The organism is Streptomyces sp. NPDC058239, from assembly GCF_042882185.1.
Classification (GTDB): Bacteria; Actinomycetota; Actinomycetes; order Streptomycetales; family Streptomycetaceae; genus Streptomyces.
This window is the reverse complement of the sequence record NZ_JBHVWS010000004.1, coordinates 30,902-47,896: the sequence shown is the minus strand read 5'-3', so window position 1 is coordinate 47,896 and position 16,995 is coordinate 30,902. Positions and strand designations below refer to the sequence as shown.

General features: G+C 70.1%; 13 protein-coding genes and 1 pseudogene. 8 read left to right on the top strand and 6 right to left on the bottom strand.

Annotation, left to right across the window (positions count from 1 at the left end):
• The first annotated feature begins 34 nt into the window (after nt 1-34).
• A complete protein-coding gene (locus ACFVYE_RS07355; RefSeq protein ID WP_383960221.1) occupies nt 35-925 on the top strand; it encodes a LysR family transcriptional regulator in 891 nt (296 codons plus the stop codon).
• 30 nt (nt 926-955) lie between these two features.
• Here ACFVYE_RS07355 and ACFVYE_RS07350 read toward each other — a convergent pair whose 3' ends face one another.
• Nucleotides 956-2,002 carry a chitinase gene (locus ACFVYE_RS07350; protein WP_383960224.1) on the bottom strand — a complete coding sequence of 349 codons (1,047 nt, stop codon included), beginning with the start codon at nt 2,000-2,002 and terminating at the stop codon, nt 956-958.
• Between the two features lie 308 nt (nt 2,003-2,310).
• Here ACFVYE_RS07350 and ACFVYE_RS07345 point away from each other — a divergent pair, with 308 nt between their 5' ends.
• The 3 genes from ACFVYE_RS07345 to ACFVYE_RS07335 are packed head-to-tail and all read left to right on the top strand — an operon-like array spanning nt 2,311 to nt 6,121.
• Nucleotides 2,311-2,727, top strand: a complete 417-nt coding sequence (locus tag ACFVYE_RS07345) for a hypothetical protein (RefSeq protein WP_389604500.1) — start codon at nt 2,311-2,313, stop codon at nt 2,725-2,727.
• Nucleotides 2,724-4,979, top strand: a complete 2,256-nt coding sequence (locus ACFVYE_RS07340; protein WP_389604498.1) for a bifunctional polysaccharide deacetylase/glycosyltransferase family 2 protein — start codon at nt 2,724-2,726, stop codon at nt 4,977-4,979. Before ACFVYE_RS07345 ends, ACFVYE_RS07340 begins: the two co-directional genes overlap by 4 nt.
• Complete coding sequence (locus ACFVYE_RS07335; RefSeq protein WP_389604496.1) at nt 4,979-6,121, top strand: acyltransferase; 1,143 nt, start codon at nt 4,979-4,981, stop codon at nt 6,119-6,121. Before ACFVYE_RS07340 ends, ACFVYE_RS07335 begins: the two co-directional genes overlap by 1 nt.
• 43 nt (nt 6,122-6,164) lie before the next feature.
• Here ACFVYE_RS07335 and ACFVYE_RS07330 read toward each other — a convergent pair whose 3' ends face one another.
• The 4 genes and pseudogenes from ACFVYE_RS07330 to ACFVYE_RS07315 all read right to left on the bottom strand — a co-directional run bounded on the left by ACFVYE_RS07330 (nt 6,165) and on the right by ACFVYE_RS07315 (nt 10,651).
• Complete coding sequence (locus tag ACFVYE_RS07330) at nt 6,165-6,896, bottom strand: methyltransferase domain-containing protein (protein WP_383960235.1); 732 nt, start codon at nt 6,894-6,896, stop codon at nt 6,165-6,167.
• 112 nt (nt 6,897-7,008) lie between these two features.
• Nucleotides 7,009-7,489, bottom strand: a pseudogene (locus tag ACFVYE_RS07325) (ATP-binding protein); the annotation flags it as partial.
• A gap of 67 nt (nt 7,490-7,556) precedes the next feature.
• A complete protein-coding gene (locus ACFVYE_RS07320) occupies nt 7,557-10,019 on the bottom strand; it encodes an MFS transporter (RefSeq protein ID WP_389604494.1) in 2,463 nt (820 codons plus the stop codon).
• 188 nt (nt 10,020-10,207) lie between these two features.
• Nucleotides 10,208-10,651, bottom strand: a complete 444-nt coding sequence (locus ACFVYE_RS07315; RefSeq protein ID WP_327271869.1) for an SRPBCC family protein — start codon at nt 10,649-10,651, stop codon at nt 10,208-10,210.
• A 149-nt stretch (nt 10,652-10,800) separates the two neighbouring features.
• Between ACFVYE_RS07315 and ACFVYE_RS07310 the strand changes: the two genes are divergently transcribed.
• The 3 genes from ACFVYE_RS07310 (at nt 10,801) to ACFVYE_RS07300 (ending at nt 14,206) form a co-directional block, all read left to right on the top strand.
• Entirely contained in the window at nt 10,801-11,841 is a 1,041-nt protein-coding gene (locus ACFVYE_RS07310) for an Rv2578c family radical SAM protein (protein WP_389604492.1), read from the top strand.
• Between the two features lie 153 nt (nt 11,842-11,994).
• Complete coding sequence (locus ACFVYE_RS07305) at nt 11,995-13,599, top strand: alpha/beta hydrolase (RefSeq protein WP_383960244.1); 1,605 nt, start codon at nt 11,995-11,997, stop codon at nt 13,597-13,599.
• A 64-nt stretch (nt 13,600-13,663) separates the two neighbouring features.
• Nucleotides 13,664-14,206, top strand: a complete 543-nt coding sequence (locus tag ACFVYE_RS07300; RefSeq protein WP_383960246.1) for a GNAT family N-acetyltransferase — start codon at nt 13,664-13,666, stop codon at nt 14,204-14,206.
• 39 nt (nt 14,207-14,245) lie between these two features.
• Here the strand turns inward: ACFVYE_RS07300 and ACFVYE_RS07295 are convergent, their stop codons facing one another.
• Nucleotides 14,246-14,818, bottom strand: coding sequence for an adenylosuccinate lyase (locus ACFVYE_RS07295; RefSeq protein WP_383960249.1), 573 nt, complete (start codon nt 14,816-14,818; stop codon nt 14,246-14,248).
• A 342-nt stretch (nt 14,819-15,160) separates the two neighbouring features.
• Here ACFVYE_RS07295 and ACFVYE_RS07290 point away from each other — a divergent pair, with 342 nt between their 5' ends.
• Entirely contained in the window at nt 15,161-16,942 is a 1,782-nt protein-coding gene (locus ACFVYE_RS07290) for a 3-hydroxyacyl-CoA dehydrogenase family protein (protein ID WP_389604489.1), read from the top strand.
• Nucleotides 16,943-16,995 lie beyond the last annotated feature (53 nt).

Below are 16,995 nucleotides of genomic sequence, written 5' to 3'. Positions count from 1 at the left end.
TTCTGCTTGGATTCAGCGCTTATATTTCTCAATCATGGAGTTGCGTCAGCTGGAACATTTCGTCGCCGTCGCCGAGGAACAGCACTTCACGCGTGCCGCCGAGCGCCTCGCCGTGTCGCAGTCCGGTCTTTCCGCCTCCGTCCGGGCCCTGGAGCAGGAGCTCAGGACACCGCTCTTCAGCCGCACCACGCGCAGCGTGCGGCTGACCGAGGCGGGGCGCGCCCTGCTGGTGGAGGCCGAACGCACACTGGCGGGGGCGCGAGCGGCGAGGGACGCTGTCGATGCGGTACGGGGACTGCTGCGCGGCACGCTGTCGGTGGGCGTCGAGCAGTGCGTGCCCGGGGTACATCTTCCGCGTCTGCTGGCGGCCTTTCACCGTAGGCATCCGCTCATGGAGATCCGGCTCCGCCAGGAGGGCACCACGAGTCTGGTGGACGGGGTGGCCGGTGGGCGGCTCGATGCCGCCTTCGCCGCGACCGTCAGTGCCGTCGAGTGGCGAGGCGAGCTGATCCCGCTGGCGCGTGAGTCGATGGTCGTCCTCTGTGCCCCCGGTCACCGGTTCGCGACGGCGGACCGCGTCGCGTGGGGTGAGCTGCCCGGTGAGTCCTTCATCGACTTCCATCCGGACTGGGGTCCGCGGCGGGCGGCGGACGGGGCGTTCGCCGAGGCACGGGTGCGGCGCACGGTGGGGCTGGAGGTGAATGACGTGCACAGCCTGCTGGAGCTGGTGCACGAGGGGCTGGGGGTCGCGCTGGTGCCGCACCACTTCTCCCGTAAGCCCGAGGCCCGGGGACTGGTGGCGGTGGAGCTCGAAGGGCCCCGACAGCCTTACTACGAGAGCGTCGTGGTGCTGCCGGCGGCCCGGGCCATGAGCCCGGGCGCGCGGGAACTGATGGCGCTGCTCCGGAGTGACAGCGGGCTGTGAGGGCAGCGGGGGCGAGGGCGGTGCGACCGGTCATCCGCCCAGCGCCCTCGCGAACGCTCCCGCCTCCTGCGCGACTCCGCTGCAGGTGTCGACGGCCTTCGAGGTGTCCTCGTCGGTGCACTCCTGATCGCGAAAGGTGGCCCACTGGGAGAGTGCGCCGATTCCCTTGCGCCCGGCGAAGGTGCGCAGGGACGCCGCGTCGGCGAGGGTGAACGTCTCCCCGCCCACGTCGTTGACGCCGATCATCACGGTGATGTGCAGCGCCCGCCAGGCCGCGGTGTCCGACAGGCCCAGTACGTCGGTGAGCTGGTCGTGGGTTGCCTCGGCGGCCTGCTGCGCGTAGTCGCCCATGTCTCCGTCGTGGGAGGAGCTGTAATTCATCGCCATGATGTTCACCGCGGACACGTCGACGTTCCGCTGTGCGGTGTCGCTCAGCAGATCGGTCCCGGTCGCCTCCAGACCGTCCGGCATCACGGGCAGGGTGTACGTGACATCGAGGTCCCGCTCCTTCTGGAGCAGGCGCAGCGCCTGGTCGCGGCGGGTGATCGACGTCTGGTCGGTGAGTGCGGCGCCCTCGATGTCGAAGTCGGCCTTGTCCGCGCCGACCGCGTCGAGCACCTGCGCGTAGGCATCGGCCAGTTCCCGGGCGCTGTCGCAGGCGAGCGCGAGCTCGTTCCCCGCGGCCCCGCCGAAGGAGACCCGGACATCCGCGCCGGTCGCGGTGAGCGCGGCGATGCGCGAGGTCACCGCCTGGTCGCCGGCCTTCGCGGTGCCTCCCCACAGCGGGGTGCAGCGGTCGCCGTCGGCGATGACGAAGGCGAGGTTGTACGTGTCGGGGGAACCGGCCGAGTCCGTGCCGGCGGCGGTCGTGGCGCTGACGTACGGGGTGTACGCCGTCGAGGCCGTGGAGGAGCCGGGGCGGGCCCCCGGGCCCGCTTCCCGGTCCTGGTTCGCCGCCGTGCCGGTCGCGCAGGCGGAGCAGGCGAGCCCGAGTGCGAGCAGTCCGGCGACGACAGGAGTGATTCGCTTCGCGCGGCCGGCCGTGCCACCGGGGGAACGCTTCGGTGAAATACGCATGGTGTTTGCACCTGCTCTCGTGAAGGTTGTCCCGGAACGGCAACAAAGAGGGACCGGAACACACCGAAAACCTCTCACATGCCCGCCCTGGGTCCACACACAGGAAATTCATGGCCCGGAGTCGGAGAGAAGCGCCCCGAAAGCCCAAGCAGCAATCAGCAGCGGTGATTTGAGGATGAGTGGAGTACGGCGAAGCGGACCGTGGGGGCACTCGCTCTCTCAGCTCGTCAACAGGTTGACCGTGCATCCACAGCATTCGGCCAGCAAAGCCCCAGACTTCGCACATCGCCATTCGTCAACATGCGCAAATGCAATCCGACACCGCCATCGAGAATGATCCGGCCCCGTCCGTCCGCCGCCGCAAGCACGCCGGCGTGCCCAGGTCCCGTGCCGGGGCAGGAGCCGGGGCCCAGGAAGGGCCCGTATTCGTGGACAGCTCCGGGCGCCGGGCCAGGCTGCTGCGCCGCGCGGGCATCGCACTGGGCGTCGCCTGTGTCGGTTACGCAGCCGTGCTCGGACTCGCCTTCGTGGGAGGCATCTCCATGTCGCCCTCGCAGCTGCTCCCCTTCGACGGCGCACCCGCCGCGCAGGGTGGGCCGGCCGGGAACATGCCTCCGGGCACTGAAGAGGCACCACCGGGCGACCGGCCCGGCGTCGGGGCGGACGGGCAGCTGTCACCCGCCGCCTCCCCCTCTGTCTCCGCCACCACCGGCGCGGCCCGATGATCCGGACCCACGACCGTTCCGCGGCCGGACGACGGCACGCCACACCGGGCAGGATCGCGCGTGTCCGTCGTCAGGCGGTCCCCGAACCGCGGGTGGTCATCGCTCTTCTGCTGCTGCTCGGTCTCGTCTCCGTGATGCTGCTCGACGGCTATCTGCGGGCCGAAGTCGGAAACGACCAGCGGGTCCGCTCCGACGCGAGCGCGAGCGAGGTTCCACAGGGTGTCCTGGACGGTGGCCCCTTCCTCAGCTTCGAGGGTGGCACGGCGCACACTCGATCGGTGCCGGACAAGACGATCGTGCTCACCTTCGACGACGGCCCCGACCCCGAGTGGACCCAGCAGGTGCTCGACATCCTGGACGACAACGATGTGCCGGGCACATTTTTCCTGGTCGGCTCGATGATCTCGCGCTACCCGGATGTGGTGCGCCGGATGGTCGACGCCGGCAACGAGGTGGGCGTCCACACCTTCACTCATGTCGATCTCTCCTACCAGAGCGCGGCCCGCGTCACGCGGGAGATCGCACAGACACAGCTCGCTCTGGCGGGCGCCGCGGGCATCACGACGACCCTGTTCCGCGCCCCGTACTCGTCGACGAACGACGCCATCGACAACTACAGCTGGCCCGTCTACAAGAAGCTCGGCGCCATGGGCTACACCAGCGTCTTCATCGACACCGACAGCGAGGACTGGCAGAAGCCCGGAGTCAGCAGGATCGTCGAGTGGGCCACTCCGAAGAGCGGAAAGGGCGCTTCGGTGCTCTTCCACGACGCGGGCGGCAACCGGGCCCAGACACTCAAGGCGCTGCCGCGGTACATCAAGAAGATGAAGGCGAAGGGTTACACCTTCACCACGGTCAGCGGCGCACAGGCCACACGGAGCGCAGAGAGCACGCAAGGCGCACCGGGCGCACACGCCGCCCCCGGCAACGCCCTGCAGAGCAACCCCGACCAGGCCGCTCACCGGACCGCCGACACCGCCACCCGCTGGGAGGGCCGCGCCCTCCTCGCCGCGGTGGCCGTCGCGGAGTGGACCGTGCCCGGCCTGGCCGCCGCGCTGGTGGTGGTCGGAATCGCCGTGCTGGGCAGGTTCGGCATGATGCTCCTCCTCGCCCGGCGTCACTACCGGCAGCGCAACAGACGCCGGTTCGCCTGGGGACCCGCGGTCACGGAACCGGTGAGTGTGATCGTCCCCGCGTACAACGAGAAGGAGTGCATCGCCAATACGCTCAACTCACTGGCGGCGAGCACCCATCCGATCGAGATCATCGTTGTCGACGACGGTTCGACCGACGATACCGCCGAGATCGCCGAGTCGCTGGGACTGCCCAATGTCCGGGTCGTCCGCCAGGAGAACGCGGGCAAGTCGGCGGCGCTCAACAACGGTGTGCGGCAGGCGCGTTACGACATCGTCGTGATGATGGACGGCGACACCGTCTTCGAACCCGACACCGTGCACCGGCTCGTGCAGCCGTTCGGCGACCCGGAGGTCGGCGCGGTGGCCGGAAACGCCAAGGTCGGCAACCGCAACACCGTGATCGGCGCCTGGCAGCACATCGAGTACGTGATGGGCTTCAACCTCGACCGCCGGATGTACGACCTGCTGCGCTGCATGCCCACCATCCCGGGCGCGATCGGTGCGTTCCGCCGCGAGGACGTACTGGCCGTCGGCGGGATGAGCGAGGACACGCTCGCCGAGGACACCGACATCACGATCGCCCTGCACCGGGCCGGCCGGCGAGTCGTGTACGCCGAGCACGCACGTGCCTGGACCGAGGCGCCCGCGTCGCTGGGACAGCTGTGGCGGCAGCGCTATCGCTGGAGCTACGGCACAATGCAGGCGCTCTGGAAGCACCGCGGATCGGTCACGGACCGGGGACCCTCGGGACGCTTCGGCCGGATCGGCATGCCACTGGTCGTCCTCTTCCAGATCGTCACGCCCCTCTTCGCACCGCTGATCGATGTGTTCACGGTCTACGCGATGATCTTTGTGGACCTCAGGGCGTCCCTGCTGGCCTGGCTGGCCGTACTGGTGGTCCAACTGGTCTGTGCGGCATACGCGTTCCGCCTCGACGGTGAGAAGTACCGCTATCTGCTGATGCTCCCGCTGCAGCAACTGGCCTACCGGCAGCTGATGTATCTGGTGCTGATCCACTCGTGTGTCACCGCAGCCACCGGCGGCCGGCTGCGCTGGCAGAAGCTGAAGCGCACCGGCGAGGTCGGTACGCCCACGCCCGGCACGGAGGTGCGCTGATGGCGGGCGCACACCGCAGGGGGGCACCGCGGCCGTCGCCGCGTACGAAGGAACGGGGGGCACTCGTCGTCATCGACAGGCCGAACCCCGCACTGTCCGAGCCCTCGGATCCCGCTGCCCGAGGCGGCGGCCGTGACCGCTATTTCGACGCGCTGCGGGCCTTCGCCCTGGTGCGCGTGGTCACATATCACACCTTCGAATGGCCGTGGCTGGGACTGGTCTTCCCCTCGATGGGCGTGATGTTCGCGCTCGCCGGATCGCTCATGGCGCGCTCCCTGGAGCGCCCCGCCCGGCAGGTGATCCGCGGCCGGCTGCGCAGGCTGCTGATCCCGCTGTGGGCGTTCGCCCTGGTGCTCGGCGTGGCGATGCTGCTGCACGGCTGGCTGCCCGGCGCAGACGTCCTGTACTGGGTGCTGCCGGTGGGCGACCCACCCGGCAACGCATGGGGCGAACAGGCGTGGGCGGTGCTCTGGTACCTGCGCACCTACCTGTGGTTCGTCCTGCTGTCACCCCTTCTGCTGCGTGGATTCCGGATCGCCCCGCTCCCCGTCCTCGCTCTGTCACTCGTCCCCGTCCTGCTCCTGACGACGGTGTGGAGCGTGCCGGACGGACGTCTGGGCAGTGCGCTCAGCGATCTGTCGGTCTTCCTGTTCTGCTGGCTGCTGGGCTTCGCACACCGGGTGGGTGTCCTCGACCGGCTGCGCCCCGCCGTCGTCCTGGCCTCGGCGCCGGTTCTGATGGCGGCGGGCGGCTGGTGGGCCTTCCACCACCGGATCGACGGTTCCTACGACCTCGACGACATCCCGCTCGCCCAGGCGCTGTGGTCCGCGGGATTCGTCCTGCTGCTCCTGCGCTTCCGGCCGGACTTCGAGTGGCTCGCCCGCCATACGGTGGCGGACCGGATCGTGAAGGTCTTCAACGCCCGTGCCGTGACCATCTATCTGTGGCACGAGGTCGCGCTGATGGTGAGCGTGCCGTTGATCGACCTGATGTGGAATGTGCCGGCCCTCGAATGGGATCTTCCGCTGGACAGCATGTGGTTCCAGTTCGCCGTCGCCTGGGTGCTGATCGCCGCGGCGGTGGCGCTGTTCGGCTGGGTCGAGGACCTCGCGGCGAAGCGGGGGCCACGGCTGCTGCCGTGACCTCCTCGCCCGCCGGTCCCTGTGCTGCCGACCGACGGTGTTGTCAGCCGACGGCGCAGGACGGGGCCAGCACGAACCAGCGTGCGGGCAGGTCGATGCGGGTTCCGTCGGGCAGATACTCGGTCTGGGCCAGGACGGTGTCGCCGCCGGCCAGCGTGGTCAGACCGGCCGCCCGCAGCAGCTGAGGCACCTCCTCCTGCGTGGCGCCGGCCGGCTTGAGACCGTGGTCCAGGACCCGGCGCAGCTTCTCGGGCGGGCCGCCCGGTCCCTGCGCCACCTGCTGGAGCACCTCCTTGGAGGCCGGGGTCAGCTCGGCGACGAACGCCCGGCCCCGCTCCCCCACCATCGTCGCAACCGCCGCGGCCACGGCGGGCCTGGCCTCGGCCTCGCTCTGGTGGATCACCGCACGCATATAGACGTTGGTGTCGCCGATCCGCTCGTGCAGGGCAGCCACGGCCTCCGCGTCGACGAGGTCGAGCTGGGCGAACTCGGCCACGCCGTCGGGATCCGCGCGGTGTGCGTGCGCGATCGCCGCGTGCGAGAGGTCCACACCGATCGCGCGGGGGAAGCGGGTGGCGAGATAGCGGGTCTGGGTGCCGTTCCCGCAGCCGAGATCGACGACGGGCAGCGAGCTGTCGGCGTAAGGCAGGAGCAGCTCGCTGTGGGGTCCGGAGCTGAGGGAGGGGTCGGCGTCCCAGATCGCCTCACCGGGCGCGTCCGAGGTGGCGGACCAGAAGCCCTCCCACGCCTCGCGGTATCGCTGTGACACGTCCATATGCACTCCCGAGTCCGATTTTCCTGAGGCATTTCGCTCAGGTACGGACTACCGCCCCCGGGGCGGGCGCGGCAAGACCACGCGCAGCATCCACCGCCCGTGGAGACGTTCTTCACCAGGTGTGCGACCGGGGGCTCGGGATACGGCTGAGCGCCTGTTCGAACCAGACGGTCCTGCCGTGTGCCGTGCTGCTGCTGCCCCGTTCGCGGGCGAGGCTGCTCACCACCAGCAGTCCGCGGCCGGACTCGTCGTCGGCAGCGGCGTCGAGCAGCGCGGCAGGGGCGGGTTCGTCGTCGCTGACCTCGCAGAGCAGGGCGCCGGTGCGGACCGGACGGAGTCCGATGTGGTGGGTGCGGCCGTGCCTCGCCGCGTTGGTGACGGGCTCGGCGGCCATCAGCTCGGCGGCCTCCATCGCCTCCGGCAGCTCCCGGTCGAGGAGCTTGCCTCGGACCAGTCACCTCACCGTGCGCGGGCCACTTCGCCTGGGGCCAGGGCGAGTTGCCACCCTGCCACGTCGCCGTCCGGGATGCCGTTCAACCGGGCCATCAGCCCAGCGCCATGTCGTCCTTGCGGCCGCCGCCCGGGTTCAGGGCCGAACGGCCCCGTCACGGTGCCGGGCCGGCCGGTGAAGCCATCGGCCGGCCCGCACCCTCGGAACGGTCAGTCCTCGTGGCCGAGTTGGAGGTCGCGTTCGGTCCGTCCGCCACCCGCGACCTGGAGGACGGTGGCCACCGGCGGATACCCGGCCGCGATCACCGTGTACTCACCGGTGGACAGGTCCACGAACCGGAATGCGCCGTCGGGCCCGGTGGTGAGCGTGTCGACCACATTGCCCGCCGCGTCCAGGAGCGTGACCCGGGCGTCCTCGACGGGCCGGCCGCCGCTGGCCCGTACGACGCCGCGCAGCACCGCTCCACCGGCGAGTTCGATGTCCTGCCGGGTCTCCCTGGCCGCCTGCACGCTCACCGGCAGCGCGGCGGGCCGGAAGGCGGGCGCGCTGGCGGCGAGGGTGTACTCGCCGGCCACCAACTCCGTGATCACATAGCCGCCTTCGCGACCGCTGCGGGTGGACGCGACCACTTCGCCGCGTACATCGGTGAGGGTGACGGCGGCGTCGCGCACCGGGATGCCGTCGGCGGTGACGACGGTCCCGGCAAGGCGTCCCGCACCGCCGAGCACCACATCGAGCTCGACGGGCCGTTCGCCCACGGTGACGCTGACGGCCTGCGGCTGGTGGCCGCCGGCCGCGGCGATGAGGACGTACGAGCCGGAGCCGGGCACGCTCAGCGCGTACCGCCCGTCGTCCCCGCTCGCGCCCCGTCCGACCTGCTGTCCCTGGACGTCGATGAGAGTCAGGGCGGCGCGTGGGACCTTCGTACCGTCGGGGTGCTGGACGCTGCCGCACACCGGCACACCCGACAGGTACACGGGCGGCGGCGGTGCGGCAGCGGTGGTGCGGGCGGCGGGGATCGGTGCGGACTCGGCGGCGCTTTCGGAGCTGTGATGGGACACCAGCGGTTTCTCCTTGAGGAAGAAGGCGAAGAACAGGCCGAGCGCGAGCACCGGCACGAGGTAGAGGAAGATCCGCGGCATCGCGTCGGCGTATGCCTGGATGTAGCTGTCGCGCAGCGCGGGCTCCATGGCATGGACCAGCTGCGGGGTGATCGACTCGGGGTCGGGGAGGTCGGCGCCGGACGGCAGGCGGACGGCGAGCGCGTCCGCGAGGCGGCCCGCGAAGAGCGTCCCGAAGACGGCGGCGCCGACGCTGCCGCCGATCTGCCGGAAGTAGTTGTTGGCACTGGTGGCGGCGCCCAGGTCGGCGGGCTCCACGGAGTTCTGCACGGCGAGCACCAGTACCGGCATGACCAGGCCGATCCCGATGCCGAGCACGGCCTGCGCGATGCCGTATTCGAACCGCGGGGTGTCGGTTTCGAGCCGGGAGAGCAGCCACATGCCGGCCACCGAGACGGCGCCGCCCAGAATCGGATAGACGCGGTAGCGGCCTGTGCGGGAGATCAGCTGACCGGAGACGACGGAGGCGCCGACGATGCCGCCCATCATCGGGAGCATCAGCAGCCCGGATTCGGTGGCCGTGGCGCCGTCGACCATCTGCAGGAACGTCGGCAGATAGCTGGCGGCGCCGAACAGTGCGACCCCGACGACCGCGCCGACGAGCGCGGTGACATTGAAGATCGAGTCACGGAACAGCCGCAGCGGAATGATCGGTTCGGCTGCCCGGTGCTCGACGACGACGAACAGCAGGGCCGTTCCGGCGGCTCCGGCGGCGAGCCCCAGAATGGTGCGCGATCCCCAGGCGTACTCCGTACCGCCCCAACTGGTCAGCAGCACCAGGCAGGTGGAGGCGGCCGCGAGCAGCAGCGCGCCGAGAATGTCGAGGCGGGGCCGGACGGTGGGCCTGGGGAGTTTCAGTACGACGGTGATGACGGCGAGGGTGATCAGGCCGAACGGGACGTTGATGTAGAAGCACCAGCGCCAGGAGGCATGGTCGGTGAAGAAGCCGCCGAGCAGCGGGCCCGCGACCGAGGCGAGGCCGAAGGCTGCGCCGATGAGCCCCATGAAGCGGCCGCGTTCCCGGGGCGGTACGACATCCGCGATGATCGCCTGGACACCGATCATGAGTCCGCCGCCGCCGATGCCCTGGACGGCGCGGAAGGCGATCAGTTCGTCCATGCTGCGGGACCAGCCGGCCAGCGCGGAGCCGATGACGAAGACGACGATGGCGAACTGGAAGACGCCCTTGCGGCCGAAGAGGTCGCCGAGCTTTCCGTAGATCGGCAGCCCGATGGTGGAGGCGAGAAGGTACGCGGTGACGGCCCAGGACATCTTCTCCAGGCCGTGCAGCTCGCCGACGATCTTCGGCAGTGCGGTGGCGACGATCATCTGGTCGAGCGCCGCGAGCAGAAGCGTGAGCATCAGCCCGAGGAAGACCAGCCGGATATGGCGGGGGGTGGTCTCCGGCACGGCGGAAGGCGCGATGACTGCGGCTTCTTCCGCCTCTTCCGTCTTTTTCACGACAGGGAGCGGCGAGGGCGGCGTGGCCGCCGCCTCGTCGGCCCCCGCACCGCTCGGCTCGTCCTCCAACAGAGTGATCCCACCCACCACGTGCCGCTCCCCTTCGTCGCATCTGCGCCGCCCATTTCTCGCATTGAGCGACAAGGGAGGGCAAACGCGACGGGGGGCGCTGACGGCGCACTCGGGGGGCTTAGCCGCCGGTGGGAGCCACTACGGCGCACAACCGACGGGCCGAGAAAACCACCCGAACCGGTGAGGCCGGTCAAGAGAGGTCGGAGCTACTTCTCGACCTCGGTGGCAAGGTTCTGCAGCAGCTCGTCGTAGATCCGCCCAAGTCCCTTGGGCGCAAAGGTCTTCTCGAAGAATCCACCGATGCCGCCCGCGCCGTTCCAGACGGTCGACACGACCGCCTTCGACTTGCCCTCACCGGCCGGAGTGACGGTCCAGGTGGTGACCATCGAGGAGTTGCGGTCCTTCTCCACGAGCCGGCCGTCGGTGGGCTCGGTGACCTCCAGCAGACAGTCGCGCACCCGCTTGCTGGTGGCCTGGAGCTTCCAGTGGACGAGGGTGCCCTCGCCGTCACCGCCCTCACGCACCTCGTACTCGCTGAAGTGTCCGGGCAGCACCTTGCCCCGGACCTCCTTGTAGTCGGCCAGCGCGTCGAACACCGTCTCCGCGTCCGCCGCGATGACTCGCTCCGTCGTTGCCTCGACCTGCGCCATGGCTGTTCCTCCAGCACTCGGTTGTTCGGGGGTGTGCTGAGCCAACCACCTCCGGGACGCCGCTCAAAATCCGGGCCGGGACGAAGGGGAGAAAACGATCAAGGGAACAAGTGTTCTATTCTCTGTCCAGTGCTACCGAGGAGGCGTCCATGCGCTGGGACAATCTGGTCGACAACCCCACCAATACCGGGGCCAGCGCGCTCTTCACCGCTGACGCGGTGACCACGCGCACCTTTGACACCCCCGAATTCCGGGGGATCACCTTCCACGAGATCCGGGCCCGCTCGATCGTGAACCGGGTGCCGGGCGCGTCGCGGATGCCGTTCGAGTGGACCGTCAATCCGTACCGGGGCTGTACGCACGCCTGCGTGTACTGCTTCGCACGCAAGACCCACAGCTATCTGGACCTCGACACCGGAATCGACTTCGACTCCCAGATCGTCGTCAAGGTCAACGCCCCGGAGCTGCTGCGCAGCCAGCTGGCGTCCAGCCGCTGGCACGGCGCACACATCGCGATGGGGACCAATGTCGACTGTTATCAGCGCGCCGAGGGCCGCTACCGGTTGATGCCCGGCATCATCTCGGCCCTGCGCGATCACGCGAACCCGTTCTCGATCCTGACCAAGGGGACTCTGATCCTGCGCGATCTGGAGCTGCTGCGGCAGGCGGCCGAGGTCACCGATGTCGGCATCTCCGTCTCGGTGGGCTTCGTCGACGACGGGCTGTGGCGCACCGTGGAGCCCGGCACGCCCTCCCCCGAGCGCCGCCTCGACGCCGTCCGCACGCTGAGCGAGCACGGCATCGACTGCGGCGTGCTGATGGCGCCCGTCATCCCGTTCCTCGGCGACCACCCGGACCAGTTGCGCGCCACGGTCCGGGCGATCGCCGCCGCCGGGGCGACCTCGGTGACCCCTCTCGTCCTCCATCTGCGGCCCGGCGCCCGGGAGTGGTACATGCGGTGGCTCGGGCAGCGCCACCCCCATCTGGTACGGCGCTACGAGCGGCTGTACGCCGAGGGGGCCTATGCGCCCAAGTGGTACCAGCGGCGCATCACGCGGTACGTCCACGAACTGGCGGCCGAGTTCGGCATCGGCCCCTCGCACCGCGGCTCGGCCCGCCGGCTCCCCGTGCGTCAGGAGCAGCGGTCACCGCTCGACGGCCCCGAGCCCACCCAGCTGACCCTGCTCTGACCCGGCGGATCCGACACGGGCAGGCCTGGCGCATCCGACGCGGGCAAACGGGTCAACTCTCAACAGAACATGTCCTTCCGAGCGCGAATGTGGGGAGCATGCGGCGGGGGCTGCGCCACGCGCAGCCGTCTTTTCCCCACCACGGGAGGCCATATGACGAAACGTCCAGGAATTCTGTTCGCCGTCGGTGCGACGGTCGCCGGTCTGGTGACCGCCGCCCCGTCCCCGGCGACCGCCGACAACGGTGCGCAGCACACCGCAGCCGAGCTCAGATGGACCGGCTGCGGCACCAAGTCGTACCCGAGTCTGCAGTGCTCATCGGTCAGTACGCCGCTCGATCATGACGATCCGTCGGGCCGGCAGATCACCCTCGCCCTGTCCCGCATCCCACACACCGCGAAGACCTTCCAGGGGCCCCTGCTCGTCAACCCGGGCGGCCCCGGGGGCAGTGGCCTCTCGATGGCCGGCTTCGTGGCGTCCTCGCTGCCGAAGTCGGTTGCCGCGCAGTACGACGTGATCGGGTTCGACCCGCGCGGCGTCGGCAGGAGCGAGCCCGCGCTGGACTGCGTACCGAAGTATTTCGATCCGCTGCGCCCCGACTCGGTGCCGGACTCGCTCGCGGTCGAGGAGGCCAACCGCAACCGGGCCCGTTCGTTCGCGCAGGCATGTGGCGAGAAGTACCCGGATCTGCTGCCCTACATGGACACGGTCAGCGCCGCCAAGGACCTCGATGTGATCCGGCAGGCAACCGGTTCCCAGCAGCTCAACTACTTCGGGTACTCGTACGGGACCTACCTCGGCGCGGTGTACGCCAAGCTGTTCCCGCAGCGGGTGCGACGCCTGGTCCTCGACTCGAACGTCGACCCGGAGGGCGTCTGGTACGACGACAACATCGGCCAGAACTACGCCTTCGATGCCCGCCACAAGGCGTTCGCCGCCTGGGTCGCGAAGCACGACACCACGTACCGGCTCGGCAGCGACCCGGCGAAGGTCGAGGATGCCTGGTACGCGATGCGTGCCGCCGTCAAGGCGCAACCCGCGGGCGGGCAGGTCGGGGCGAGCGAGCTGGAGGACACCTTCCTGCCCGGCGGTTACTACAACGGCTACTGGCCCTATCTGGCCGATGCGTTCGCGGCGTATGTGAACGACCGGGACCAGGACGCGCTCGTGAAGGCGTACAAGAAGTTCGGCGCGGTCGACGCGAAGGCCGACAACGGGTACTCGGTCTACTCGGCCGTGCAGTGCCGCGACACCCAGTGGCCCCGTCAGTGGAACACCTGGCGCAACGACAGCTGGAAGGTGCACGACAAGGCACGCTTCTTCACCTGGAACAACACCTGGTACAACGCCCCGTGCGTCGACTGGCCGGTGGAGCCGCTGAACCCGGTACGGGTCTCCAACAACAGCCTGCCGCCGGTGCTGCTCTTCCAGGCCACCGAGGACGCGGCCACGCCGTACGAGGGTGGAGTCACCCTGCACCGCAAGCTGCGCGACTCCAGCCTGGTGGTCGAGCAGGGCGGCGGCAATCACGGCATCACACTGAGCGGCAACGACTGCCTGGACACCTATCTGGCGGACTATCTCGACAAGGGCACCGTCCCGCGCGGCAAAGGCATCCGGGCCGACGCGGACGCGGTCTGCGCCAAGTCTCCCGACCCGAAACCGCTGACCGGCAGGGCGGCGGCGAAGACGGCCCGGGGAACGGATTCCGGCAGCAGGGGCAGCACCCTGCACGGCCTGCTCGGCTTCCGCGGCTGACAGCCACGGACCCGGGCCGGATTCCCGTACGGGTCATCCTGACTCATGCGTCAGGATGACCCGTATGACGATACGGACCACACCCGATGTGCTCGTACGGGACATGACTGTCGACGACTGCGAGGCGGTCGCGAGAGTCCGGGTGCGCGGCTGGCAGGCCGCGTACGCCGGACTGATGCCGCAGTCGCATCTGGACGCCATGGACATCGCCGAGGACGCGGAACGGCGCCGTGGATTCTTCGCCGAGGGCAACCCGGTCGTGAATGTGGTGGCCGAACGGGCGGGCCTCGGTGTGATCGGCTGGGCCTGCTACGGCCCGTACCGCGAGAACGGCAGACGGCTGGCGCGGGGTGAGTTGTACGCGATCTATGTGCTGCCCGAGCAGATCGGGACCGGGGCCGGCCGCGCCCTGATGGCGCAGATGCTCACCCGCGCCACTGCGGACGGCTTCCCGGACCTGGCGCTCTGGGTGCTGAAGGAGAATGCCCCGGCCCGCCGCTTCTACGAGCGCTCGGGTTTCCTCCCCGACGGCGCCGAGGAGCCCTTCGAGGTGGACGGCGTACTCGTGCCCGAGGTGCGGTACGTGCGCCCCCTCGGCACCCCTTGAACGCGTCGGTGCCGGACCGGCCGGCAGAGGTCCGCGCTCTCAGACCCCCCGCAGGCAGCTGAGCGCGTCCCGTGCCGCGCCGCCCAGTCTCGGGTGCGGCAGCGCCGCCTCCAGAAGCGGGCGGGCCCGTTCGTCCCCGAGCTGCCCGAGCCCTTCCACGCAGGCGAGCGCCACCCGCCAGTGCGGATCGTCCGGGGCCAGGAGCCGCTCCAGGGTGCTCATCAGCGCCGGTACGGACTCCGGGGCCCGGAGCGCGGTGAGCAGCCGCACCGGGTGCAGGGCGTATGCGGTGCGCAGGGTGTTCGTTGCCAGGGCGGCGGCGGCCCGGGGTGTGCGGGGGTCGCCCAGGCGCGCCAGGGCGTGGGCGGCACAGACGCAGCGCTCCGGATCGCGGTGGTTGAGCAGCAGGACCAGCGGCTCGAAGGCCCGTCGGTCACCGCCGCAGCCGAGCCTGAACGCGGCGATCTCCCGCGCCCAGAGCGGGCGTTCGCGTTCCACGAGGACCCGGGCCAGTTCCTCGTCGTCGTCGGTGGCGAGCAGTCTGCGGTACGCCGCCGACTCCCCCGCCTCGTCCGCAAGCCGGTCCGTCAGCGACCGGAACTCCTCGTCCATGACCGTCAGCGTATCGGCGATGACAGTGAGTGTGAGCCGGACCACAGCAACTCGGGGCTGGCGTGCTCGATACCCACCGGTTAAGCTCATGTGAGCGGGACACACTCCCCGCCTGCTCCGGTGGCCTGGTGACGCAGCCACCCGGAGTGCTTGTCGGTTCGGCAGCTTCGCGAGACGTGACTCCGGGACAGAGTCCGTCACCCCTTCCCGGTCCGGGCGTGCCCAAAGCGCCTCGGCCTTGAGCACCACGACACGCAATTCCCGCACGCCCTGCGCCGGTTCACCTCTTCAGCGCGCACGCCGTGCTCCTCACAGTCGTCACTCATTGTCTGGAGTCCCGTGATGGACACCCCGCTCAGCACCATTGCCGTCGTCGGTCTCGGCACCATGGGCACCGGCATTGCCGAAGTCCTGGCCCGCGCCGGCCACGAGGTCATCGGTATCGACATCAGCGACGCGGCCGCCCGTCAGGCCGTCGCCGCCCTGGAAGCCGCGACCGCCCGCGCCGTGCGGCGCGAGCGGATCACGGAGGAGGAGCGCAGCGACGTCCTCGCCCGGTTCCGTACCTTCGGTGACCTCCGGGCCGCCGCGGAGGCGGAGCTGGTCATCGAGGTCGTGCCCGAGTCGTACGACATCAAGCAGCAGCTCTTCCGGGAGCTCGACGCGATCGTCTCCCCCGCCGCGATCCTGGCGACCGGCACCAACGCCCTGTCGGTCACGCGGCTCGCCGCCGAATCGCTGCACCCCGAGCGCGTGCTCGGTCTGCACTTCTTCAACCCGGCGCCCGCGATGAAGCTGGTCGAGGTGGTCTCCTCGGTGCTGACCGCGCCGCCGGCCGTCGAGGCGGTCACCGCGCTCGCCCGCAGCCTGGGCAAGGAGCCGGTCGCGGTCGGCGACCGGCCGGGCTTCGTCGCCGACGGGCTGCTGTTCGGGTACCTCAACCAGGCCGCCGCGATGTACGAGGCGAACTACGCCTCCCGTGAGGACATCGACGCGGCGATGAAGCTGGGCTGCGGCCTGCCGATGGGCCCGCTCGCCCTCCTCGACCTGATCGGGATCGACACCGCCCGTACCGTCCTGGAGGCGATGTACTCCGCGTCGCACGACCGGCTGCACGCCCCGGCCCCCATCCTCAGGCAGCTCAGTGAGGCGGGGCTGACCGGCCGCAAGTCGGGCCGCGGCTTCTACACGTACACGGAATCCGGCAGCCAGACCGTGGTGCCCGACGCACTGACCCCGCAGGAGAGCGCGTCGGAGGCAGGCGGGCGCACGGTGCGGTCGGTGGGCGTCGCGGGCTCCGGGACGATGGCCTCGGGGATCGCCGAGGTCTTCGCGAAGGCGGGCTACGACGTGGTGCTCGCCGCCCGCAGCCAGGAGAAGGCGGACACGGCGAAGGGCCGGATCGCCAAGTCCCTGGAGCGTTCCGTCACCAAGGGGCGGCTGACCGCCGAGGCGCGGGACGAGACCCTGGCCCGGATCACCGCAGCCGGTTCGCCGGACGCCTTCGCCGATGTCGATCTCGCGGTCGAGGCGGTCGCCGAGGACCTGTCGGTCAAACAGCAGTTGTTCGGGACGATGGACAAGGTCTGCAAGCCGGGTGCGGTGCTCGCCACCACCACCTCGTCGCTGCCGGTCGTGGCGATCGCGCGGGCCACCTCGCGCCCGCAGGACGTCATCGGGATGCACTTCTTCAACCCGGCGCCCGCGATGAAGCTGGTCGAGGTCGTCCGTACGGTGCTCACTGCCGACGATGTCCACGCCACCGTCCGCGAAGTGTGCGTCAAGGTCCGCAAGCACCCGGTGGACTGCGGGGACCGGGCAGGCTTCATCGTGAACGCGCTGCTGTTCCCGTACCTCAACAACGCGATCAAGATGGTCGAGGAGCACTACGCGAGCCTCGACGACATCGACGCCGCGATGAAGCTGGGCGGCGGCTACCCGATGGGCCCGTTCGAGCTCCTCGACGTCGTCGGACTCGATGTCTCGCTCGCCATCGAGAAGGTGCTGCACAGCGAGTTCCGCGACCCGGGCCTGGCCCCGGCTCCGCTGCTGGAGCATCTGGTGGCCGCCGGCTGCCTCGGCCGCAAGACGGGGCGCGGCTTCCGCGAATATGCCCGGCGCTGAGCCGGGAGCCGGGTGGGGCGGGCTGCTCGATCCTTCGGGCGGCCCGCCCCCAC